We start from the raw sequence: 21,829 nt of genomic DNA, 5'->3' as shown, positions 1-21,829 counted from the left end.
CGGAGTCTGGACGTTGGCTGGACCCGGGCTCAGCGTCCCAGCGCGACCGCGGCGACGGCGCTGGTCCCCAGCACGATGACCCCGGCGGCGGCCCAGCGCATAAGGGCGGCCGGGGCTGCGTAGGAGGAATCGCGGAGCTGGTGCACCCGGGCCAGGACGCAGAGGCACAGCACCCCGGTCGCGACCATCGCCGCCAGTGCACAGACTCCCAGGTAGTCGGCGGTCCCGGCTCCTGCCCACCCGGCGGAGCCGCCCACGGGTGCGGACTGCGATCCTGCGACCGCCCAGCTGCGCCAAATCAGCAGGTCGGCCGCGAAAAGAGCCAGCAGGGTCCGGCCCCAGGACAGCGATGTCCGTTCCGGCTGCAGCCCGGGGTCCCGAACGGGGGCGGCGCTCACCGCGCGACCAGGAGCAGCACGGCCAGAATAAACGCCGCGGCCGTCACCCCGATGGTCATCACCAGCATCACCCCGGAAAACGGCAGCTCGCGGTTGTTGCGCATGGCCGCCTCCATCTGTCCCCAGCGGCGGTAGGCCAGGCCGGCCAGGACGGCTCCGATGACCGCCAGCGCGACGCACATGGAGATCCGCAGCGGGGCGGGAGCGATGTCCGGGAACAGCTGGTCGATGCCAAGGGCCCCCACGATCAGGGCAAGCGAGGTCCGGATCCAGGCCAGGAACGTCGTTTCGTTGGCGAGCGAGAACCGGTAGTCGGGGGTGGATCCGGTCTTCCGCCATGCTGGTTCGCGCATAGGTCGCCTGCTGTCCCGGTCTTGACTTGTGCACCGGCGCCGACATGGGGCCGGGGTAAAATTCTAACTAATGAGCAACGAGCCCGCCATCACCCCGGCACCAGCGCCCTCGCACGAATCCCGGATCCACGGATGCCTGCTGGGCGGTGCCCTCGGTGATTCGCTGGGATACGCGGTCGAATTCGACGACATCGCCGCCATCCGCGGGAAGTTCGGCCCGGAAGGGCTGCAGGATTTTTCCGCGCTCGACGGCGGCAGCCACTTCTCCGACGACACGCAGCTCACGCTGTACACCGTGGACGGGCTGCTGGAGGCGCTGGAGTGGGCCAACTCGGGCGTGGGCGCGGACACCAACGCGTGCCTGTGGCTCGCCTACCTGCGCTGGCTGGGCACCCAGGGCGTGCCGGTTCCGGAGGCGGCGCCGTTCCAGCCGCCCCGCTGGATCGATTCCCATGAGGTCCTCAGGCACCGCCGCGCGCCGGGGAACTCCTGCCTGAGCGGGCTGGCCACCGGTGAGATGGGAACCTTCTACCGCCCGGTCAACCCGGACTCCAAGGGCTGCGGCACGGTGATGCGCTCGGCGCCGTTCGGCCTGATCCCCTACATCGAGGCCGGCGCCGTCTATAAGATCAGCGCGGACGCAGCCTCGCTGACCCACGGGCACCCCGCGGCCCGGCAGAGCGCCGGGGTGTTCAGCCTCGTCATCCATGCCCTGACCGCCGGACGCGGCCTGCGCGAAGCAGCACAGTTCGCGCTCGGGGAACTGGACGCAGGCCACCTGCGCAAGGGCGAAGTTCCCGACCCGGACCTCCTCGCACGGCTTGAGGCGGCGTTGCGCCTCGGCGGCGCGGCAGAACTGCTGGACCCCGAGGAACTGGTCCGGGAACTCGGCGAAGGCTGGGTGGCCGAGGAGGCACTCGCCGTCGCACTCTATGCGGTGCTCGCCACGGCGCCGGATCCGGCGGCGGCCGCCGCTCATCCCGAGGCCCACTTCCGCGCGGCGATCGCGCTCGCGGTGAACCACAGCGGGGACAGCGATTCCACGGCGTCCATTGCCGGCAACATCCTGGGCACGTTCTACGGTGAAGACTGCCTCCCGGCGCAGTGGCTCGCCGCGCTCGAGGCCCCGGAGGTCATCCGGGGCATGGCGTCGCGGTTGGCGTCCGTTACCGGCGCCTGACCCTGCCCCTGAAGCACCTGCGCCTGCCGCGGCATGCGGCGGCTAAGCCGGTCCCTTGGGGGGCCGGCTCAGGCCCGGCGGAGTGAGATGTTGTTGCAGGCCTCGCAGACGTCCTCGGGGATCAGGCCGCGGCCCTGCAGGAAACCGAAGACGGCGCAGCCAAGGCAGAAGCCGGCGAACGCCTCAAGGGAAGCAGCCACAATCAGGACGGCAAGCAGGATCCAGGCGGCCGGCGCCAGCCCCGCGGCCAGCAGCACGGCGGCCGTCGTCGACAGTGCAGCTCCGATGCCCTGCGCGAAGCGCTTCGGCGGCCCCGGAACCAGCCGGGTCTTCCCCAGCCTCGGCGTCAGCACCTTGACGGACAGCTGGGCCAGCGGCGAGATCCGCGGGCCGAACAGCACGCGCAGCCAGAACCCCGCGGCAATGACTGCCAGGGCCCAGCCGAAGCCGGTCAGCAGCGTCGCCACGGACAGCAGCACCACCAGGGCTGCCGTGACGCGCGCCGCATACTCGTTGACAGGGTTCGGGAACGCGAAGACCGCGCGCCAGCCTCGTGCTTCCTGCGGGGCAGTTGCGGGTGCCGGAGCCGGGGAGGGGGCCGTGCTCAGTTTGCTCATCATTCAAGGCTAGGAGCAGGGCCGCCCCGGGAGAAATGTTTGTTGCGCCGTATGACCGCGGAACCCTGGACCGGCCGGGTTCAGGCAATCGCGGCGGAGGCGATGTGGCCGCCCACCATCTGCAGGAATTCGCCCTCTGAAAGGACCTCGATCCGCTGCCCCCGGTCGTGCAGCTCCAGCACGCGCCGGGCCTTGCCGGTGAGCCGGCCGGAGCGCAGGTCTGCGGCCACGAACCCGTCGCCCACCACCAGAACGGTCGTGCGGGCCGTAACCCGGCTCTCCGGCCGGGCGCCGAACTCGGCGGAACGGATCTTCGCCTCGGGCCGGGGCATCACGAGCTCGCCGGTAAACACAACGGTCTGGCCGTACAGCGGATGGCCGGGCTCGGCCAAGGCGTTCGGCAGCGGGTTGGCCCCTTCCTCCGGCCAGCCGGGCTGGTAGGCGCGGACCGGCGCCACGGCGGCCCCTCCCCCGGTGAGTGCGTCCACGGCCGACTGGCTGGCCTTGGAGAGCGGATCGCGCAACGGGTCGAAGGCCTGCTGGCGGGACACCGCCAGGCCCAGGGACAGGTACAGTTCCGCGATGCTGCCGGCGCCGTTGCGCGCGGCGATGTCTATCAGGATCCCAGCGCAGGCCCGCGCGTCCTCGGCGGCGTCGTGGTGGTTGACCAGCGGGACACCGGCTTCCTCGGCCGCGTAGGGCAGGGAATTGGACACGAGCGAGTAGCAGCGGCGGGCGAGCATCACCGTGCAGACGTAGTCGTAGGCAGGGCCGGGCAGGCCGGAGACCTCAAGTCCGGAGCGGATCACCCCGAGGTCGAAGGCGGCATTGTGGGCGGCCAGCACGTCGCCGCCGATGAAGGCGCCGATCTCCGGGAAGAGTTCACCGAAGCGGGGCAGCCCGGCCACCTCCTCGGGCCGGATTCCGTGGATCCGGACGTTGTGGTGGTCGAATCGGTCGTGGTTTTCCGGCGGCCGCATGAGCCACGAGGCTTCCTCGACCACAACGCCGCCGCGCACCTTGCTCAGCCCAACAGCGCACGGTGAACCGCGGAAGCCGTTCGCGGTCTCAAAGTCGATCGCCGTAAAGTCCAAACCCACGCTCCAACTTTAGCGCCGGATTCCGGACCCGCCTGCACAGGCCGCGCCCGCGCCACGGATTGCACCACCCGCCGGGAGCGCCCGACGGCGGCCGTCAAGTACCCTTGACAGGTGAACCTTTTAGCTCTGAGTGACTTCGCCGTGTCCACGATCGGCGGCGCTGGCCCGGTACAGCCACAGCTGGCCTCGTTCCTGCCCGACTGGCTGAACCCCCAGGTCTTCCTGGCCAACCCCGCCTTCGCGCCCTGGGTGGTGCTGCTGGTCTGCGGCATCATCTTCGCCGAGACCGGCCTGCTGATCGGCTTCTTCCTGCCGGGCGACTCGATGCTGTTCACGGCCGGGCTCCTGGTGGCCACCGGAACCATCAAGGTGAACATCTGGCTGCTGGTGATGCTGATCATCGTCGCGGCGATCATCGGGAACCAGGTCGGCTACCTGATCGGGTCCAAGGCCGGCCCGGCCATCTTCAACAAGCCCAATTCCAAGCTCTTCAAGCGCGAAAACGTCGAAAGCGCCCACGCGTTCTTCGAGAAGCACGGCGGCAAGGCGCTGATCCTGGCCCGTTTTGTGCCGGTCATCCGGACCTTTGTCCCTGTGATCGTGGGCGTCGCCCAGATGAGCAAGCGCAAGTTCTTCGTGTTCAACGTCATCGGCGCCGTGCTGTGGGGCGGCGGGGTGACCCTGCTGGGCTACTTCCTCGGCAACACCTTCCCGTGGGTCAAAGATAACCTGGACATCATCTTCATCGCGATCGTCCTGGTGTCGGTGATCCCGATCGGCATTGAGGTCATCCGCGGCGTCATCGCCAAGCGCCAGGCGGAAAAGTACGGCACGGGGCTCGTCGAGGAGTTCATCGAGGAGCACGAGCCCGAAGAGGAACGCAAGACGCCGTAGCGCCCGTTCCGGGCAGTCGCTCCGGACAAGCGGTCCGGACAAGCGGTCCGGAGAGATAGCGCAAAGGGTGGCGCCCCACGGTGTGGGGCGCCATCCTTCTTTACGGGACATTTAAGGGTTACGGGACAAAGGTTCCGCCCCCGCCGGATGCGGTCCGGGGGCACTTCGACACGGACACCCCGAGGATACGCACCAAAAGGGCCGGAACCGTGGTCAAAGGCGCCCCGGACGGCGAGAGCTACCTCCCGGACAGGGCCTCCACGATGGCCGGAAGCAGCGCCCGGAACGCGTGCCCGCGGTGGCTGATGGCGTTCTTCTCCTCGGGACTGAGCTCGGCGCAGCTGCGGTCCAGCCCGCTGGGCTGCAGCACCGGGTCGTAGCCGAAGCCGCCGGCCCCCCGCGGTTCGCGCAGCAGTGTTCCTTCCAGCTGCCCGTACTCCACAACTTCCCGGCCCTCCCCCGGGCCGGAACCGGGAACGGCCAGCGCCGCGGCGCAGACAAACGCGGCGCCGCGGTACTCGTCGGGAACGTCGGCCAGCTGGTCAAGCAGCAGCCGCAGGTTGGCGGCGTCATCCCCGTGGCGGCCGGCCCAGCGTGCCGAGAAGATCCCGGGCGCCCCGCCCAGCACATCGACGGCGAGCCCGGAGTCGTCGGCGATCGCCACGAGCCCGGTCGCCTCCGCCACCGCGCGCGCCTTGAGCAGCGAGTTCTCGGCGAAGGTCACACCGGTTTCGGCGACGTCGGGGGCGCCGACGGCGCCCGCGTCCACCACCTGGCTGTCGACGTCGAGGCCAGGCACCTGCCCGCGCAGCAGCTCACGGAGTTCCCGGAGCTTGCCCTGGTTGTGCGTGGCGAGAACCAGCACGGGCGCGGTGCCGTGCCGTGCCGTGTTCTGCTGTGGTGCGCCCGGCTGTGATGCGCCCGGCTGCGACGCGCCCGGCTGTGACGCGCCCGGCTGCGGTGCGCCCGCTGTCACGGGGCTTCAGCCAGGGTGTCGCGCTGGATGGCGGCGAGCTGTTCCGTGCCCATCAGGGCCAGGTCCAGCAGTTTGTTGAGCTCGTCACGGTCGAAGGGGGCGCCTTCGGCGGTGCCCTGGACCTCGACGAACTTCCCGGACCCAGTGACGACGACGTTCATGTCGGTCTCGGCGCGGACGTCCTCGACGTACGGCAGGTCCAGCATCGGGATGCCGTCGATGATGCCGACGGAGACGGCGGCGATGGTGTCGATCAGGGGCTGGGCGTTGCGGGCGATCATCTTGTTCTCGCGGGCAAAGCGGATGGCCTCGGCCAGCGCCACGTAGGCGCCCGTGATGGCGGCAGTGCGGGTGCCCCCGTCGGCCTGCAGGACATCGCAGTCCAGCACGATGGTGATCTCGCCGAGGGCCTTGGTGTCGATGATGGAACGCAGCGAACGGCCGATGAGCCGGGAGATCTCGTGGGTGCGGCCGCCGATCTTGCCCTTGACGGATTCGCGGTCGGAGCGGGTGTTGGTGGCGCGCGGCAGCATGGCGTACTCGGCCGTGACCCAGCCGCGGCCTTCGCCCCGGAGCCAGCGCGGCACGCCCTCGGTCAGGGAGGCCGTGCACAGCACCCGGGTGTTGCCGAACTCGATCAGGGCCGATCCCTCGGCCTGCTTGGACCAGCCTCGGGTGATGCTGATCGGGCGGAGCTGGTCGGGGGTGCGGCCATCGGCGCGGATAACGGGGGCAGTAAGGGCTTCGGAAGTCATGCCCCTAGCTTATCGACCCGCACCGGACCAGCCGGGCACGCCCGGCCCGGCCGGCCGCACCGGGACCGGGACCGGGGGGTTCCGCTCAGATCGTGTAGTGCACGCCCGCGACGGCGACGGCCACGTGCTGGCCGAAGACCCCCTTGGCTTCCGCCATGACGGTGGTCGGGGAGGTCCAGACCGGGATGTGGGTCAGCAGCAGCCGCCGGGCCCCGGCGGCCACGGCAGCGTCACCGGCGCGTTTGCCGGTCAGGTGCACGTCCTTGATGCCGTCGTCGCGGCCTTCCTCGAAGGCGGCCTCACAGAGGAACAGATCGGCGTCGCGGGCCGCGTCCTCGAGTCCGCTGCAGGAGTCGGTGTCGCCCGAGTAACTGAGCACCCGGGTGACCTGGTTTCCGTCCTTGTCCGGTTCCGTCACCTCCACGCGGAGCGCGTAGGCCTCCTCCACCGGGTGGTTGACGGCGTACGGGGTGACCGTGAACGGGCCCATGGCCACCGGCTTGCGCTCGGACCAGTTGCTGAAGTCGAATTCCTCGTGCATCCCGGGGTCCAGCTCCAGGCCGTAGGCCGTGGCCATCCGGTCCGCAGTGGCGGCCGGCCCCCAGACCGGGATCCTGCCGCGCCCCCAGCCGCCCGGCTTCCAGCGCACCGCGACGTGGAGCCCGCACAGGTCCATGCAGTGGTCCGGGTGCAGGTGGGTGAGGAAGATCGCGTCAATGTCCTCCAGGTCCGTGTAGCGCTGGATGGCGCCGAGTGCCCCGCTGCCGAGGTCCAGGACGATCTTCCAGTTCCGTTCGCCGTCGTTGGCGGTCAGCAGATAACACGACGCCGGTGAGCCTGGACCCGGAAAGGATCCGGTGCAGCCCACGATGGTCAGCTTCACAGGGCGGGTCCTCCAACGAAGTTGGAGATCCGGGGGCGGCCCGCGCCGGCCTGCGCGGCGGCGATCATTTCCGGTGTGATCCTGGCCAGGCTGCCCGTGGGGTACTGGGCCGCGACGTGGTCGACGTGCCGGACGCTGAGGACCTCGGGGCCGAGGAAGCGGCGGGCGAGATGCTCGAACTGTGCGGCGTCGCCGGTGGCGATGAAATTGTGCGTCGGGGCACTGGCGTCGGTGCGTTCCAGCCCGCGGGAGGCCAGCGCCCGGTAGACGTCCTTGGCCGTCTCCTCGGCGCTGGAGACCAGACTGACGTCCTCCCCCAGCACGAAAGAGATGACGCCGGTGAGCAGCGGATAGTGCGTGCAGCCCAGCACCACGGTGTCCACGCCGGCGGCTTTGAGCGGGGCCAGGTAATCGCGGGCGACGGCGAGGAGTTCCGGCCCGGTGGTGATGCCGGCTTCGACGTAGGACACGAAGGCGGGGCAGGCCACGGAGGTGATGTGCAGGTCCGGGGCGGCGGCGAACGTGTCCTCGTAGGCACGGGAGCCGATGGTGGCGGAGGTGCCGATGACGCCGACGCGGCCGCTGCGGGTGGCTGCGACGGCGCGGCGCACGGCCGGCTGGATCACCTCGATGACGGGGATCCCGTAGCGGGCGGTGTAGCGCTCGCGGGCGTCGCGCAGCACGGCGGCGGACGCGGAGTTGCACGCGATGGTCAGCAGCTTCACGCCGGAATCCACCAGCTCATCCATCACGCCCAGGGCGTTGGCCCGGACCTCGGCGATCGGGAGCGGGCCGTAGGGGCCGTTGGCGGTGTCCCCGACGTAGAGGATGGACTCGTTGGGCAGCTGGTCGATGATGGACCGGGCCACGGTGAGTCCGCCGACGCCGGAATCAAACACACCGATGGGACGCGACCCCATCCGGCTGGCGGTCTGGCTGCTGGCGCTGTTGCTCGCTGGAGCGTCCGCAACAGCTGCCGCTGCCGGATCCTTGCTCGATGCTGAAGTCATGATTATTCGAGGATAGGGCTTAGCCACGGGCGCGGCCATCACATTGTGTCGTCCGACTCATGTCTAATTTGTCACACGCGGCGGCAGCCCCGGCCGCCGCCCGGCGCCTGGTGCCGCCGTTCAGCCGCGCGCGTCCAGCGACTGCAGCATCGCCTGGACCAGGGATTCCTGCAGCCAGGTGGTGAAGTTGTAGACCAGCGCGAGGTAGCTTTCCACGTCCTCGGCCTGGGACCAGTCCTGCATCAGGTGCACGTGGCCGGCATCCTCGTCGTCGCGGATGTCCAGGCGTTCGGCCAGCACCAGCCGGACGTCGTTGAGCGCCATGGACCAGTGCCGCGCGTCGGCGGGGCTCAGCACCAGCTCATCCTTGTCCAGCCCGAGGGACGCGGCTTTCAAGGCGCCGATCTTGCTCTCGCGCAGCGACCGCTCGGTATACCGGCGGAACTCCAGCGAGGCGGCGTCGTCGTTCTTCGAGACGTTCGGGAGCAGCCGGCGCAGTGCACGGTCCGAGGGTTCGCGCGCCTCGGTGTCGAGTCCCACGAGCGCGGCGAGCGGATCCTGGTTGGCGCGTTCCTCCGGCTCCAGCATGGACACGACGTCGTCAAAGAGGCTGCGGAGCAGTTCCCGCTCGGCCGGTTCCAGATAGCCGGTGATGCCCTTGATTCCGGACTTGAATGCCTTAGCCACGTTTTCCCTTGCCTTTGCCTGCACCTGAGCTGTCGCCGCCGGTGGCCTTTTCCACCGTGGCCCAGAGACCGTAGCCGTGCATCGCGACCGCGTGCTGCTCCACTTGCTCCTTGCTGCCGTGCGCCACGATGGAGCGTCCCTTTTTGTGGACCTCCAGCATGAGCTTGTTCGCTTTGGCCTCCGAATAACCGAAGTAGCTGCGGAACACGTAGCTCACATAGCTCATGAGGTTCACCGGATCATTCCAGATCACGAGGTTCCAAGGGATATCCGGGGCGGTCAGGACATCAGCCGACGTCACTGTTCCGGTCTGGGTGCTCTCCTGGGTGTCAGGGCCGAGCGCAACGCTGAGGGTCATCTGTCCATTCTATGGGGATGCGCACTAGAGTGAATTTGTGAGTACCTCAGCTGGCTGGGAGCGTCCCCGCACGTCCCTGTACACCGACCATTACGAGCTGACCATGCTGCAGGCCGCGCTGCATTCCGGCGCCGCCCACCGCAAGTCAGTGTTCGAGGCCTTCGCCCGGCGCCTGCCGGACGGGCGCCGCTACGGCATTGTGGGCGGCACCGGCCGGCTGCTGGAGGGCATCGCGGACTTCCGCTTCGGCGACACTGAAATCGACTTCCTGCGCCGGACCAAGGTGGTCAACGAGGAAACCCTGGACTATCTGGCCGGGTTCTCCTTCTCCGGCGACATCTGGGGCTACGCGGAGGGCGAGGCGTACTTCCCCAACTCCCCCATCCTCATCGTCGAATCCACCTTCGCCGAGGCCTGCATCCTCGAGACGTACATCCTCTCGATCCTCAACCATGACAGCGCCATCGCCTCCGCGGCCTCGCGCATGATCACCGCGGCCGGCAGCCGGCCCTGTGTGGAGATGGGATCGCGCCGCACCCAGGAGGAGTCCGCCGTCTCGGCCGCCCGGGCAGCGATCATCGCCGGCTTCGACAGCACCTCAAACCTTGAGGCGGGGCTGCGCTACGGGCTGAAGACAGTGGGCACGGCCGCGCATTCCTTCACCCTCCTGCACGACACCGAACGCGAGGCGTTCGAGGCGCAGATCGCCTCGATGGGCGCCGGAACCGCGCTGCTGGTGGACACCTACGACGTCGAGGCGGCCGTGCGCACCGCCGTCGAACTGGGCGGCGACAAACTCGGTGCGGTGCGTCTGGACTCCGGCGACCTCGTGGCCCAGGCGCAGTGGGTCCGCCGGCTCCTCGACGAACTGGGCAACGAGCGGACCCGCATCATCGTCACCTCCGACCTGGACGAGTTCGCCATCGCCGCCCTGCAGTCCGCACCGGTGGACTCCTACGGCGTCGGAACTTCCCTCGTGACCGGCTCCGGCGCGCCGACGGCCAGCATGGTCTACAAGCTGGTCAGCCGAACGGACGACGACGGCGATTTCGTTGCCGTCGCCAAGGCCGCCAAAAACAAGACCAGCAAGGGTGGACGCAAGTACGCGCTGCGCAAGCTCAACGAGCGCGGCACGGCCACCCAGGAGATCGTCGGAATCGGGCACCGCCCCGAGGACGACGGCAACGACCGGCCGCTGCTGCACCAGTTCGTCAAGAACGGCGAACTGGTGCCCGGCTGGACCGGCGCCGAGGGTGTGCTGCGTGCCCGCAAGCGCCACGCGGACACCATGGAGGAGCTTCCCGCTGTCGTCAACCGGCTGCAGCGCGGCGAAGCAGCCATCCCCACCATCTACGAGGAGAACTGATGTCCCGCGCCCTGATCATCGTCGACGTCCAGAATGATTTCTGCGAAGGAGGCTCCCTGGCCGTCGCAGGCGGGGCAGAGCTCGCCGGCGCCATCAGCGAATACGTCGACGCCCACCACGGACAGTTTGACCACATCGTCGCGACCCAGGACTGGCATGTCGATCCGGGCGCGCACTTCTCGGAGGAACCGGACTTCATCGACAGCTGGCCGAAGCATTGCGTGGCCGGAACCCGGGGCGCCGAACTCCACCCGGACCTCGACACGGAATACATCCAGGCCTACTTCCGCAAGGGCCAGTTCACCGCGGCGTACTCGGGCTTTGAAGGACTTCTCGCGCCGGACGACGCCGTGCCCACCGGGGACCGGAAGCCCGGCGCCATGCCGGTATCCGGCGGCGGCTTCGACGCCGGCACCCCCGCCGGCAACGACTTCGCCGCGGGCGAGGATGCGATCGGGCTCGACGACTGGCTGCAGAGCCACGACGTCGAGGACGTGGTGGTCGTCGGGATCGCCACCGACCACTGCGTCAAGGCGACCGCCCTGGACGGGGTGCAGGCCGGGTACTCCGTGACCGTGCTGCGCGATCTGACTGTGGGGGTCGCCGAGGATCTTGACGACGCCATCGCCGAGATGGAACTCGGCGGGGTCGACATCGCCTGAGCGGCTGCGCCTTCCCCGGCAGCTTCCTGGGCTGAGGCTTCCCCGAGGCCTCTTTCCCGTGTGTTTGTTCCCCGCTGCGCCGGGTCGGCACGCGCGGGTGCGGCGTCATCCGGCCGGACCGCTGACCGGAAAGCCCTGCCCCCGCAGTAGACTCGAAATCCTTGCCATTATCGTCTGACCCGCTAGAGCCCCGGAGTACATCATGAAAAAGACCCTGACCGTCCTGATCGCTGCCGGGGCCCTGCTCGGCGCCGCCGGCTGCGCCGCACCGCAGGACACCACCGCGGAAACATGCGCCCGGGTCCAGACCGTCGGCGCGGGACCAACCTCGAACGCGGACAAGGCCGGGATGATCCGCCTCGCCAACCGGCTCAGGCCGGTTGAGGCCACCGCGTCCGCGGAACTGAAGAGCCCGCTGCAGTCCATCATCGAATTCCTGGACGAGTCGGCGAAGGAAACGCCGGACACCGGCAAGCTGCAGGAGATGCAGGGCAAGTACACCTCCGCGGGCCAGGCCCTCACCCAAGCCTGCGGCGGCGGCCAGTAACAGCGGCCCGCGGCTGCGCAAGCTGCAAACCTGCAAGACTTACAAAAAGGGACCGGGTGACCCCGGTCCCTTTTGTGCCGTTGGCACTCAGGCCTGTATTTGTGCCGTTGGATCTCAACCCGGCGGCGGCTACTTCCGCCCGATGAACCAGTCCTGGAGCTTCCGCAGCCGGGTCTGCAGCTGCTCCTCGTTGGCCTGGGCCACGGCCGGACCGCCGCAGACCGTCCTGAGCTTGGTGTGGATGACGCCGTGCGGCGTGCCCGTCCGTGCGGACCAGGCCGCGACATTCTTGGCCAGTTCGGTGCGCAGGTCCATCAGCATCCGGTGGTCCGGCACGGCCGGTACGGCAGCAGCGGCCGCAGCCGCACCCTGCGGGGCGCGCGCGTTCTTGCGGTTGAGCTGCTCATGCTGGCGCTGGCGCAGCAGCGTGCCGACCTGTTCGGCGTCGAGCAGGCCGGGAATTCCGAGGAAGTCGAGCTCGTCCTCCGAGCCGACCTCGCCGCCGGTGCCGAACTCGCCGCCGTCGAACAGCACGCGGTCAAAGGAGGCCTGCGAATCCAGGGCCTCGAACTTGCCCTTCGTCAGCGAATCGGAGGCCTTCTCCTCCCGATTCGCCTCGTCCATCAGCGAGTCTTCCGGGTTGAAGAGGCCGTCGCCGTCCTCCTTCTCGGGGCGGTCCAGGGCATGGTCGCGCTCAGCCTCCATGGAGTTGGCCAGCGCCATCAGCTGGGGCACGGAGGGCAGGAAGACCGACGCCGTCTCGCCGCGTTTCCGGGCGCGCACGAAGCGGCCGACGGCCTGGGCGAAGAACAGCGGGGTGGCGGTGGAGGTTGCGTACACACCAACGGAGAGCCGCGGGACGTCCACGCCCTCGGAGACCATCCGCACGGCCACCATCCAGCGCTTCTCGCTGGCGGTGAACTCCTCGATCTTGCTGGAGGCCTTGGCGTCATCGGAGAGGATCACGGTGGGCGACTCGCCGGTGATCCTCTTCAGCTGGCCGGCGTAGGCGCGCGCGTCCTCGTGGTCGGTGGCAATGACCAGCCCGCCGGCGTCGGGAACTGTCCGGCGCACCTCGCTGAGGCGTTTGTCCGCCCCGGCAAGGACCGCCGGGATCCATGCCCCGGTGGGGTTCAGCGCGGTCCGCCAGGCGTGCGAGGTGACGTCCTTGGTGACCGCCGACTCGCCGAGCGAGGCCGCCATTTCCTCGCCGGCGCTCGTGCGCCAGCGCATCTGCCCGGAGTAGGCCATGAACATCACCGGGCGGACCACATGGTCCCGCAGCGCCTTGCCGTAGCCGTAGGTGTAGTCGGCCTTGGAACGCCGGATGCCTTCCCGGTCCTCGGCGTATTCCACGAACGGGATCGGCGAGGTGTCGGAACGGAACGGCGTGCCTGTCAGCGAGAGCCGGCGTGCCGCGGGCTCGAAGGCTTCGCGGAGCCCGTCGCCCCATGACAGCGCCTCGCCGCCGTGGTGGATCTCATCGAGGATGACGAGGGTGCGGGCCGCCTCGGTCTTGGCCCGGTGCAGCATCGGCTTGCTTGCCACCTGGGCGTAGGTGACCGCGACGCCGATGAAACCCCGGCCGTGCTGGCCGTCGGCGTTCTTGAAGTTCGGATCGATGGCGATCCCCACCTTGGCGGCGGCGTCGGCCCACTGACGCTTCAGGTGGTCGGTGGGCGCCACAATGGTGACGCGGTTGACGACGTTGGCCTCGATCAGCATGGACGCCACCCGCAGCGCGAAGGTGGTCTTGCCGGCGCCGGGCGTGGCGACGGCCAGGAAGTCCCTCGGGTGGGTGCTGAAGTAGCTGTCGAGGGCCTCCTGCTGCCAGGCACGGAGCTTCGGAGCGGTGCCCCAGGCGGCCCGCTCGGGATAAGCGGGCGGGAGGACGGGGCCGCCAAAGAGTGTCTCTGTCATTTAGGTGCCCTCCATTCCGCGTACTGCTGCCGCTGCCGGAGAAACCCAAATAAGCACAAAAACACCAATCTTTTTCGGATGAACCGTAAGCAACCACCGGCCGGCATGGGCCGGCATCATTCACCGGGAGAACATGCCCTCCGGCGCAGGGCGGAACGGAGGGGCGGGACGCAGAGGGGCCGGGCGCAGGGGCCCTGGGCGTCGCGGCCCGCGGGGACTAGCTACTTGTCGCCGGAACCGCTGCCGCCGTCTTTGCCCGGGCGCAGGCCCTCATAGACCTCTTTGCATTCGGGGCAGACGGGAAATTTCTTCGGATCGCGGCCCGGCGTCCAGACCTTGCCGCACAGGGCGATGACGGGTTCGCCGGACAGCGCGGATTCCATGATCTTTTCCTTGCGCACGTAGTGCGAGAAGCGTTCCCGGTCACCGGGTTCCACTTCCTGGCGCAGCTCCTCGCGCTCGATTGTGGCCGTCGACGTCCCGGCTCCGGAGAGCTCGCGCATCGGGTCGTTTTCGAGGGGATCGGTCATGCTGTTCATGAGACCCATCTTAGCCGCTGGATCGGACGCAATGGCGACGATGCCGGGAGAGGACCGCCGGAACGGGCCGCTACAGCCCCTGCCACGACGGCTTGTTCTCATAGCTGTGGCGGTAGTAGTCGGCGAGCCGCAGCGAGGACGCCGCGGCCTCGTCAGCCAGGATCGTGGCGTGCGGATGCAGCTGCAGGACGGACGCGGCGCAGATGGCGGCGACGGGCCCTTCCACGAGGTCGCGGACCGCCTGGGCCTTCTGCGCCCCGGACGCGATGAGAATCACATGCCGGGCCTCCAGGATGGTGCCGAGCCCCTGGGTAAGGACGTGGTGCGGGACGTGCGACAGGCTGCCGAAGAAGCGGGCATTGTCCCGGCGTGTCTGCTCGATCAGGGTCTTGACCCGGGTCCGTGAGGCAAGGGATGAACCGGGCTCGTTGAACCCGATGTGCCCGTCGGTGCCAACCCCCAGCAGTTGCAGGTCCACTCCCCCGGCACCGCGGATGGCATCCTCGAAGGCCCGGCAGGCTGCCGGAATGTCAGCGGCCAGGCCGTCAGGCCCGTGGACGTTCGCCGGGTCGATGTTGACCCGTTCGGTGAATTCGCGCCTGATCACTTCCCGGTAGGACTCCGGGTGGCCGGCCGGCAAACCCACGTACTCGTCGAGGGCGAAGGCACGCACCTGGCTGAAATCCAGGCCGTCCCGTTCGTGCCGCAGCGCCAGTTCGTTGTAGACCGGCAACGGTGAGGAACCGGTGGCCAGGCCCAGGACGGCGTCCGGCTTGCGCCGGAGCAGCGACTCGATCGCATCAGCCGCGAGGGCGGCGATCAGCTTGGTGCCGGAGAGAATGACGACTTCCATGGCCTGCCTTTGCGCTTGCCTTGCCCCGTTACGGTTATGCCGTAGTGGCAGGCTATCGCAGTACCGGCCGCGGCGCGCGGATCAGCGGTTGACGGCCAGCTGGGCCAGCAGTTCCGGACCCCGCGCGTCGAGCCATTTTCCGCCCAGCCGGACCCCGGCGGCAAACAGCATGAGACCCAGGACCGGGCCCAGGACCAGGTTGATCCAGCCGGGCACGGCGCTGCCGGTAATGAATTGTGCCGCGACGAGCGCCACCTCGGGAAGCAGGAGCAGGAACAGCACCCCCATCCCGCCGAACTGCACCGCCATGGTCTGCGCCGCGTTGCCCGGCGGTTTCTTGAACGGGCTGTCGCCGGGGAGCGGCACCGTGACCGTGTAGCGTGCCGATACCACCGAGGACAGGCCCATCCCGCTGAACAGGATACCGAGGGACAGCCCGAGCAGGCCGGGCAACAGCCGCCAGTCCGCGCCGAACAGAAACGGCAGGACGCTGAGGACCAGCACGGCCGGCAGGGCGAAGACCAGGCACGCCACGGCACGGCCGAGCCGGTCGTGGATCCCCCGCACGCCCGTGGACAAGTGCAGCGCAAAGGCGGTGCTGTCGTAGGAGACATCTGTCGAGATGGACCAGGCAAGCAGGAACGCCGTCAGCGGGCCGATGAAGAGGAGCATCCCGTAGGATCCCGTCTGGGTGGCCTGGAACAGGGCCAGCACCGGCAGCAGCGGGATGACCACGAGGGCGCCGGCGTACCGGGGGTCCCGGAGCCAGTAGCTCAGGGACCGGGCCGCGACCGCGCCTGTCGGTGTTCCAGGGAACAGCCGGAAGAAGCCCAGTCCGCGGGTTCTTTTGCCGGAGGTCCCGGCGTAGGGCGGCGTCACGAGCGCCCGCTGCAGCAGGAGCTTCCAGCACAGCGCGAGTCCGGCGAGTGTGGCCAGCGCGATCAGGAACTTGAGGGCCGCGGCGCCGTAGCTGCCCGCGGCGAGTTCGCCGCCGAGGGACCAGGCGGCCCCGGCGGGGGTCCACGACAGCGTCCGGGCAAGCCCGGGCAGGAACTCCCCGGACCCCGCAATCCCCCCGGCGACACCCGCCATGATCGGCCCCATCAGGACGAGGGGAATCAGGAAGACAACCGCGCTCGCGTCCTTGAAGCGGCGGGAACTGGCCAGCCCTGCGGTGGCGGTGGTGACCACTTTGGCCAGGACGATGCAGCTCAGCACACCGAGGACCGCGCCCACCAGGGCCCCGACCGCGGCCGGAAGGCTCCGGGACCAGGTCCCGACGGTGCCAAGTGCCACCAGCGCGGTCGCGGTGCCCGGGATTCCGATCAGACCGCCCAGGGCCAGACCGGTCAGCAACTGGGGCATCGGCACCGCGAAGGTGGTGAACCGTGCCGGGTCAAGGGTCATATCGGCGGCCGAGGCCGCGACCGGGACAACGGCCCATCCCAGCAGGGCCGCGGCGCCGCCCAGCACGACCACCGTCTGGGCCAGTCCGGCGTCCGCCCCGCGGAGGACGAGCAACCCGGTGATGCCCAGTCCGACGAGTCCCAGCGCATACAGGGTGCCGAGGCCAAGGCCCACCAGCTGCCAGGGGCTGCGCCGGAGGCTGTTGCGCAGCAGTGTCAGCTTGAGCCTTAGAAGGTGCGCAACCATTCCAGCCCTTCCGTGTGGTTGCGGCCGCCGACCAGCTGGACGAAGCGGTCTTCGAGGGACTCACCGGCGCGTACCTCGTCCACCGTCCCGGCAGCGAGCAGCCGGCCGGCGGCGACGACGGCGACGTGGTCGCACATCCGCTGGACCAGGTCCATGACGTGGCTGGAGACAATGACGGTGCCCCCGGAAGCCACGTAGCGGTCCAGGATGTCGCGGATGTTGGCGGCGGAGACCGGATCCACGGATTCGAAGGGCTCGTCCAGCACCAGCAGCCGGGGCGCGTGGATCAGCGCCGAGGCAAGGGCTATCTTCTTCGTCATGCCGGCCGAATAGTCCACCACCAGCGTTCCTGCGTCGGGGCCCAGGTCCAGGGCCGCAAGCAGCTCGTTGACCCGCGCGGCCACGACGTCCTTGTCCATGCCGCGCAGCAGGCCGGCGTAGCTGACCAGCTGCTCGCCGGTCAGCCGGTCAAAGAGCCGGACGCCGTCCGGGAGGATCCCCATCAGCTTCTTCGCTTCCAGCGGGTGCTTCCAGACGTCCACGCCGTGCACGAACGCCGAACCGAACTCGGGCCGCAACAGCCCCGTGGCCATCGACAGCGTCGTGGTCTTGCCGGCCCCGTTCGGGCCGACAATCCCGTAGAAGGAACCGGCCGGAACGTCGAGGCTGAGGCCGTCGACGGCGATTTTCCCGCCAAAGCGCTTGGCCAGCCCGCGCAGCGACAGCGCGGGAACCGCCGGACCCGGCCGGTTTTCAGGGGCAGGCGGACGCGGCTGCTGAAAAGTCATGTCGCTAGACTAACCGTCCCGGCGTCCGGAAAGGATCCCCCACAGAAGGAAGCCCCGCAGACGGGCACCACCCTGGACCCCGCTAGAAGGAGTGGCGGGGAATGGCGCGTTCGTACTGCGGCGGCCAGGCCAGCTCATGGCCCAGCTCGAACGCGGCCCGCAGCCACCAGTGCGGGTCGCGCAGCGCGGCACGGGCGATGAAGACGCCGTCGGCCTGGCCGGTGGCGACGGCATGCTCGGCCTGGCCGGCGGAGGTCAGCAGACCCACGGTACCGGTCCTGACGCCGGTTTCGCGCCGGATCCGCGCGGCAAATCCGGTCTGGTAGCCGGGCCCGACCGGGATCTGCTGGTGGGCCACAGCTCCGCCGCTGGAGACGTCCACCAGGTCCACGCCGTGTTCCGATGCCGCCTTGGCCATCCGCACCGAAGCCGCCAGATCGATGCCCCCCTCGGCCCAGTCAGAGGCAGAGATCCGCAGCAGCAGCGGCATGGAGTCGGGGATGACGTTCCGCACGGCGTCGACCACGGCGAGGGTCAGCCGGTTCCGGCCGGCCTCGTCGCCGCCCCAGCGGTCGGTGCGGTCGTTGACGAGCGGACTCTGGAACTGGTGCAGGAGGTAGCCGTGCGCGCCATGGATTTCGATCGTGTCGAAACCGGCGCCGACGGCCCGGGCGGCGGCGGCGGCGAAATCGGCGATCACCCCCTCGATCCCCTGCTCCGTCATCGCCGAGGGTGCCTCGTACCCGTCGAAGGCTGAGGGGCCGGGACCCAGGGTGGGCCAGCCGCCGTCGGCTGCTGCCACTGTGCCCGTTTTGCCGGAGAACGGCCAGTAGGAGGACGCCTTCCGGCCGGCGTGCGCGAGCTGGGTGCCAATCTTGGTCTCTGCGGTGCCGTGCCGGTGCACGAAGGATGTGATCCGTTCCCACGCCGCCGCCTGCTCGTCGTTGTAGAGTCCTGCATCCCGGGGGCTGATCCGTCCTGCGGCGTTCACGGCGGCCGCCTCGGTGAGGATCAGGGCTGCGCCGCCGGTGGCGAAGGAGCCCAGGTGCACCAGATGCCAGTCGTTGGGAACCCCCTCACCGGTTTCCGGTTCACAGCTGTACTGGCACATCGGGGAGACCCAGCCGCGGTGTTGCAGGTGCAGGGAGCGCAGTTCAAGCGGCGTGAAGAGCGCCGATCCCATCAGAAGAGCACCCTGGCCAGGTTCTGGCGCGCTTTCGCGACGCGTTCGTCTCCTGTGCCCACGACGTCGAACAGTTCCAGCAGCCTGACCCGGGCGGTTTCCCGCTCCGGCCCGAAGTTCCTGCCGATGAACGCGACGATCCGGCCGAGTCCGTCCTCGACGTGCCCGCCGGCAACATCGAGGTCGGCCACGGCAAGCTGCGCCGCCAGGCTGTCCGGCTCGGTGGCGGCTTTCTGGCGCAGCGCTTCGGTGTCCGCGGCGGACAGCGGCTGGAGCCGGCCCATCAGCTCCACCTGTGCGAGTCCGGCCTTGGCGTCGGCATCGGCGGGCATCTCCAGGAGGGCCTGCCGGTACGCGTCCGCGGCGGCGGCGTAGTCACCGGCTTCGATCGCGTCAAACGCCTTCTGGTGCAGGGGCGGCAGCGGCGGGGCCTCGGCCTCGGCGGCGCCGGGCCCGCCCGCGCCGATCCGTCCGCTCACGCCGTTGGCCGCGGCGACCTTGAGCAGTTCATCCAGCAGGCTGCGGACCTGCGGTTCCTCGGCGCCGCCCTGGAAGAGGGGCACCGGCTGGCCTTTCACGAGGGCCACTGCGGTGGGTACGGCCTGCACCTGGAAGGCCTGGGCCAGTTGCGGGAACACCTCGACGTCGGCGGCACCGAGGACCAGCTGGCCCTCGTAGCTGTCCACGATGCGCTCGAGGACGTCAACCAGTTCGGCGGAGCCCGGCGAGTACGCCGCCCACAGGGCAACGACAACGGGCACCTGCGCCGACAGCTCAACCAGTTCCTGGAAATTGGCCTCGGTGATGTCCACCCGAAGCGGACGGCCGGGATGCTCCGCACCGCCGTTGCCGGCGGCGGGGGCGCCGGGGGTGCCGGCCGGGCCGGCGCCGGCCGGTGGCGCCGCGGGACGCTGTTTGAGCGAGGACAGGTCGACGGCGCCCCGCAGGTTGAGCGGGTTGGCGGCAGCTGGCGGGACGGGGCGGGAAGCTGGCGAAGTCATGGTTCCACTCTAGCCACATCGGCCCGGGCAGGTGCCACCGGCGGGCCCCGGCAACAGAAAAGACCCGGCCTTGCGGCCGGGTCCCTTCCGTCAGTGCTGGCGCCTACTTGAAGTTGGCGCCCACGAGGCCGCGGGTGGCGGCCACGAGTTTCATCGGGTCCTGGGATCCGGCGGGCGGGATGTAGACGGCCACGGACTCGGCGAACTTCAACACCATGCCGGTGCTGGTCTCCTTGCCGCCGGCCAGGGCCGCGGCGTCGTCACCGATCGTCAGCTTGTCACCGGCGGCCTTGGGGGTGCCGTCGAACGCGAAGTCCAGGCGGCCCAGGGCCAGTGCCCCGCCGTCGGCGGTCCGGAAGACCGTGACGCTCTCCGGGACGATCTTGTGGGTGAAGGAGAAGGTGCCGTTGACGCCCGAGTTCACCACGTCGGCCTGGTAGGCCAGCGTGTCAGCGATGTACGGCGAGGATTCACCCTCGGCGACCTTGTCCTTGTATGCGGAGTCAGCAGAGTTCAGCCGGTCGCCCAGCGCCCCCAGAGCTTCCTCACCGCTGTTAAGCAGACCCGATTTATCCGAGGGCGCCAGGGTCTCGGTACCGCCGCGTGCGATCCCCGGGAAGGTCGTTCCCGGCTGCAGCGGCGTAGTGAGGACCAGCTTGTAGTTCTCCCGCGGGGAGGCCTGGGTCAGGGTGAGCAGCTGCGGAACAACATTGCCTTCGCCCTGGGTGACCGCCATGACCGTGCGCGGCCAGCTGCGCTTGTCGGTCACCACGGTGGTGAGGAGCTTGGTGGCGCGGACCGGCATGCGGGCCTCATAGGAGCCGACCTGGGACCGGATCTTGTAGTTCTGCGTGCGGACCTCGAGTTCGGGGCCGGCCACGCGCGGTTCAAGCTTGCTGGCGTCCTTGGCGGCATCGCCGGCGTCGACGGCACTGGCAACTTGCTCAAGGATGCGGCGGAACTGGGCATCGACCAGCACCGGTGAGGCCGGAGCCTGCCCCGTGGCGGCAGCGGAGGTGCTCGGCGACGGTGCGGGCGTCTGGCTGGCCTGGGCCGCCACACCGGTCCCGGCGACAGCGGTGGCTGTCAGCATGGCCACGACCACGCCGGGGCGCCGCAGGCGACGGGCGGCGGTTGCGGCTTTGGCCGTTAGCTTTCCGGAGTCCTTCTTGGGCGCGCCCTTGGGGGTGCCGCCGGTCGCTTCAGGGGACTTGGGCCCACCGGCGGCCGGGTCCACGGCGGGGACCGTTGGCGTCGCCCCGGCGGGACTCCCGTTGCCGGTCCCGGCACTGGGGCCGGACTTGGGCTTGAGCACCAGCAGGGCGGCGCCGGCCAGGATCAGCAGGCCGCCGAGAACCATAAACGGAATGGCCCATGGGGTGGAGGTGTCATTCGGGAAGGTCATGGTGATGGAGCTGGGGGCCGGCTTGGTGCCGTCCGTGGCGAGCAGCAGGGCCCAGTCGCCGTCGGCCGGCGGGGTCCAGTTGTACTTCAGTTCGCCGCTGGCGTTCTCCGTGGTGACCCACAGGTCGGAGCCGGCTGGCGAGGGGGCGGTCGGTTCGCCGTCGGCATGCGTCAACTGCAGCGCTTTGCCGTCCTCGGAGACGCCGGAGACAGTGTTGTGGGCGGTCGTGCCGACCCAGGCGTCGACGTCGTCCGGGCGGCCGGCGGCCAGCATAAAGCTGCCCTCGCCCTTGACATTGATTGTCACCGTGCCCGCGTGCAGGGTGCGCAGCTTCTCGTCGAAGACGGTCAGCGGCGCGTCGGTGGCGCCGGCTGGTACGGTGGCGGTCACGGACTCGGCCGGAGCCCAGAATGTCTTCTGGCCGATCCCGGCCAGCAGTGTCAGGAGGCCCAGCAGCACTAGTGCAACTGCAGTCTTGAAACGCAAAATATTACCTATCATCAGCGGACACTTAGCTTCAATAGTAACCATTTTGTTACCACGGAGTCAGATCGGGCTGTTTGTCAACCCCTCCCGAGCCTCCGCCGGCCGCTGCTTCGCCGTGCCATAACAAGGCTGCTGATAGTGTTTGCGGTGATCATCACACCCGGGCCGCGACAGCGGCGCCGCCGGGAATATTCAGAGGACAAAGGGCTTTCAAC

The 21,829-nt window shown here is 69.2% G+C and carries 23 protein-coding genes; 5 read left to right on the top strand and 18 right to left on the bottom strand.

What is annotated here, in order from left to right; all coding sequences use genetic code 11:
* Nucleotides 1-29: 29 nt before the first annotated feature.
* Nucleotides 30-398 (bottom strand): DUF202 domain-containing protein, encoded by a 369-nt coding sequence (locus tag AC1MFL_RS16115; protein ID WP_479811070.1) that lies wholly within the window; start codon nt 396-398, stop codon nt 30-32.
* The gene (locus AC1MFL_RS16110) at nt 395-751 is read right to left on the bottom strand and encodes a YidH family protein (RefSeq protein WP_479811069.1); all 357 of its coding nucleotides are present in this window, start codon (nt 749-751) and stop codon (nt 395-397) included. The genes AC1MFL_RS16115 and AC1MFL_RS16110 overlap by 4 nt, the downstream gene beginning before the upstream one ends.
* 70 nt (nt 752-821) lie before the next feature.
* Between AC1MFL_RS16110 and AC1MFL_RS16105 the strand changes: the two genes are divergently transcribed.
* On the top strand, nt 822-1,931 hold the full coding sequence (locus tag AC1MFL_RS16105; RefSeq protein WP_479811067.1) for an ADP-ribosylglycohydrolase family protein: 1,110 nt from the start codon (nt 822-824) through the stop codon (nt 1,929-1,931).
* Between the two features lie 68 nt (nt 1,932-1,999).
* On the opposite strand, the gene AC1MFL_RS16100 is transcribed toward AC1MFL_RS16105, so the two are convergent.
* On the bottom strand, nt 2,000-2,548 hold the full coding sequence (locus tag AC1MFL_RS16100; protein ID WP_479811065.1) for a DUF4395 domain-containing protein: 549 nt from the start codon (nt 2,546-2,548) through the stop codon (nt 2,000-2,002).
* An 80-nt stretch (nt 2,549-2,628) separates the two neighbouring features.
* A complete protein-coding gene (locus tag AC1MFL_RS16095; RefSeq protein WP_479811063.1) occupies nt 2,629-3,648 on the bottom strand; it encodes a 3'-5' exonuclease in 1,020 nt (339 codons plus the stop codon).
* Nucleotides 3,649-3,774: 126 nt separating this feature from the next.
* Between AC1MFL_RS16095 and AC1MFL_RS16090 the strand changes: the two genes are divergently transcribed.
* Nucleotides 3,775-4,542 carry a VTT domain-containing protein gene (locus AC1MFL_RS16090; RefSeq protein ID WP_479815518.1) on the top strand — a complete coding sequence of 256 codons (768 nt, stop codon included), beginning with the start codon at nt 3,775-3,777 and terminating at the stop codon, nt 4,540-4,542.
* Nucleotides 4,543-4,780: 238 nt separating this feature from the next.
* On the opposite strand, the gene rdgB is transcribed toward AC1MFL_RS16090, so the two are convergent.
* From rdgB to clpS, 6 genes are all read right to left on the bottom strand, one after another.
* The gene (gene rdgB / locus AC1MFL_RS16085; protein ID WP_479815516.1) at nt 4,781-5,407 is read right to left on the bottom strand and encodes an RdgB/HAM1 family non-canonical purine NTP pyrophosphatase; all 627 of its coding nucleotides are present in this window, start codon (nt 5,405-5,407) and stop codon (nt 4,781-4,783) included.
* 107 nt (nt 5,408-5,514) lie between these two features.
* Nucleotides 5,515-6,273, bottom strand: a complete 759-nt coding sequence (rph, locus tag AC1MFL_RS16080) for a ribonuclease PH (protein WP_301226636.1) — start codon at nt 6,271-6,273, stop codon at nt 5,515-5,517.
* Between the two features lie 85 nt (nt 6,274-6,358).
* A complete protein-coding gene (locus AC1MFL_RS16075) occupies nt 6,359-7,156 on the bottom strand; it encodes an MBL fold metallo-hydrolase (RefSeq protein WP_479811061.1) in 798 nt (265 codons plus the stop codon).
* The gene (gene murI / locus AC1MFL_RS16070; protein ID WP_479811059.1) at nt 7,153-8,166 is read right to left on the bottom strand and encodes a glutamate racemase; all 1,014 of its coding nucleotides are present in this window, start codon (nt 8,164-8,166) and stop codon (nt 7,153-7,155) included. The genes AC1MFL_RS16075 and murI overlap by 4 nt, the downstream gene beginning before the upstream one ends.
* 120 nt (nt 8,167-8,286) lie before the next feature.
* Entirely contained in the window at nt 8,287-8,853 is a 567-nt protein-coding gene (locus tag AC1MFL_RS16065) for a DUF2017 domain-containing protein (RefSeq protein ID WP_479811057.1), read from the bottom strand.
* Nucleotides 8,846-9,211 (bottom strand): ATP-dependent Clp protease adapter ClpS, encoded by a 366-nt coding sequence (clpS, locus tag AC1MFL_RS16060; protein ID WP_479811055.1) that lies wholly within the window; start codon nt 9,209-9,211, stop codon nt 8,846-8,848. The genes AC1MFL_RS16065 and clpS overlap by 8 nt, the downstream gene beginning before the upstream one ends.
* 37 nt (nt 9,212-9,248) lie before the next feature.
* Between clpS and AC1MFL_RS16055 the strand changes: the two genes are divergently transcribed.
* The 3 genes from AC1MFL_RS16055 to AC1MFL_RS16045 all read left to right on the top strand — a co-directional run bounded on the left by AC1MFL_RS16055 (nt 9,249) and on the right by AC1MFL_RS16045 (nt 11,786).
* Complete coding sequence (locus AC1MFL_RS16055; RefSeq protein WP_479811053.1) at nt 9,249-10,577, top strand: nicotinate phosphoribosyltransferase; 1,329 nt, start codon at nt 9,249-9,251, stop codon at nt 10,575-10,577.
* Nucleotides 10,577-11,239, top strand: a complete 663-nt coding sequence (locus tag AC1MFL_RS16050; RefSeq protein ID WP_479811051.1) for an isochorismatase family protein — start codon at nt 10,577-10,579, stop codon at nt 11,237-11,239. Before AC1MFL_RS16055 ends, AC1MFL_RS16050 begins: the two co-directional genes overlap by 1 nt.
* A gap of 202 nt (nt 11,240-11,441) precedes the next feature.
* Nucleotides 11,442-11,786: a hypothetical protein gene (locus tag AC1MFL_RS16045; protein ID WP_479811049.1), complete on the top strand. Its 345-nt coding sequence runs from the start codon at nt 11,442-11,444 to the stop codon at nt 11,784-11,786.
* 129 nt (nt 11,787-11,915) lie between these two features.
* Here the strand turns inward: AC1MFL_RS16045 and AC1MFL_RS16040 are convergent, their stop codons facing one another.
* From AC1MFL_RS16040 to AC1MFL_RS16005, 8 genes are all read right to left on the bottom strand, one after another.
* On the bottom strand, nt 11,916-13,706 hold the full coding sequence (locus tag AC1MFL_RS16040) for a DEAD/DEAH box helicase (RefSeq protein ID WP_479811047.1): 1,791 nt from the start codon (nt 13,704-13,706) through the stop codon (nt 11,916-11,918).
* Nucleotides 13,707-13,927: 221 nt separating this feature from the next.
* Entirely contained in the window at nt 13,928-14,236 is a 309-nt protein-coding gene (locus AC1MFL_RS16035) for a DUF3039 domain-containing protein (RefSeq protein WP_413463701.1), read from the bottom strand.
* 79 nt (nt 14,237-14,315) lie between these two features.
* Nucleotides 14,316-15,098, bottom strand: coding sequence for a glucosamine-6-phosphate deaminase (gene nagB / locus AC1MFL_RS16030; RefSeq protein ID WP_479811045.1), 783 nt, complete (start codon nt 15,096-15,098; stop codon nt 14,316-14,318).
* 81 nt (nt 15,099-15,179) lie between these two features.
* The gene (locus AC1MFL_RS16025; protein ID WP_479811043.1) at nt 15,180-16,751 is read right to left on the bottom strand and encodes a transporter; all 1,572 of its coding nucleotides are present in this window, start codon (nt 16,749-16,751) and stop codon (nt 15,180-15,182) included.
* Nucleotides 16,733-17,539 (bottom strand): ABC transporter ATP-binding protein, encoded by an 807-nt coding sequence (locus AC1MFL_RS16020; protein ID WP_479811041.1) that lies wholly within the window; start codon nt 17,537-17,539, stop codon nt 16,733-16,735. The genes AC1MFL_RS16025 and AC1MFL_RS16020 overlap by 19 nt, the downstream gene beginning before the upstream one ends.
* 82 nt (nt 17,540-17,621) lie before the next feature.
* Complete coding sequence (locus AC1MFL_RS16015) at nt 17,622-18,722, bottom strand: NADH:flavin oxidoreductase/NADH oxidase (protein ID WP_479811039.1); 1,101 nt, start codon at nt 18,720-18,722, stop codon at nt 17,622-17,624.
* A complete protein-coding gene (locus tag AC1MFL_RS16010) occupies nt 18,722-19,723 on the bottom strand; it encodes a co-chaperone YbbN (RefSeq protein ID WP_479811037.1) in 1,002 nt (333 codons plus the stop codon). Before AC1MFL_RS16010 ends, AC1MFL_RS16015 begins: the two co-directional genes overlap by 1 nt.
* Before the next feature lie 103 nt (nt 19,724-19,826).
* Entirely contained in the window at nt 19,827-21,629 is a 1,803-nt protein-coding gene (locus AC1MFL_RS16005; RefSeq protein ID WP_479811035.1) for a hypothetical protein, read from the bottom strand.
* Nucleotides 21,630-21,829 lie beyond the last annotated feature (200 nt).

The sequence above is a fragment of the Arthrobacter sp. BG3 genome (assembly GCF_056680185.1).
The sequence above is the reverse complement of the archived record's forward strand: the minus strand, read 5'-3'. Positions and strand labels throughout refer to the sequence as shown.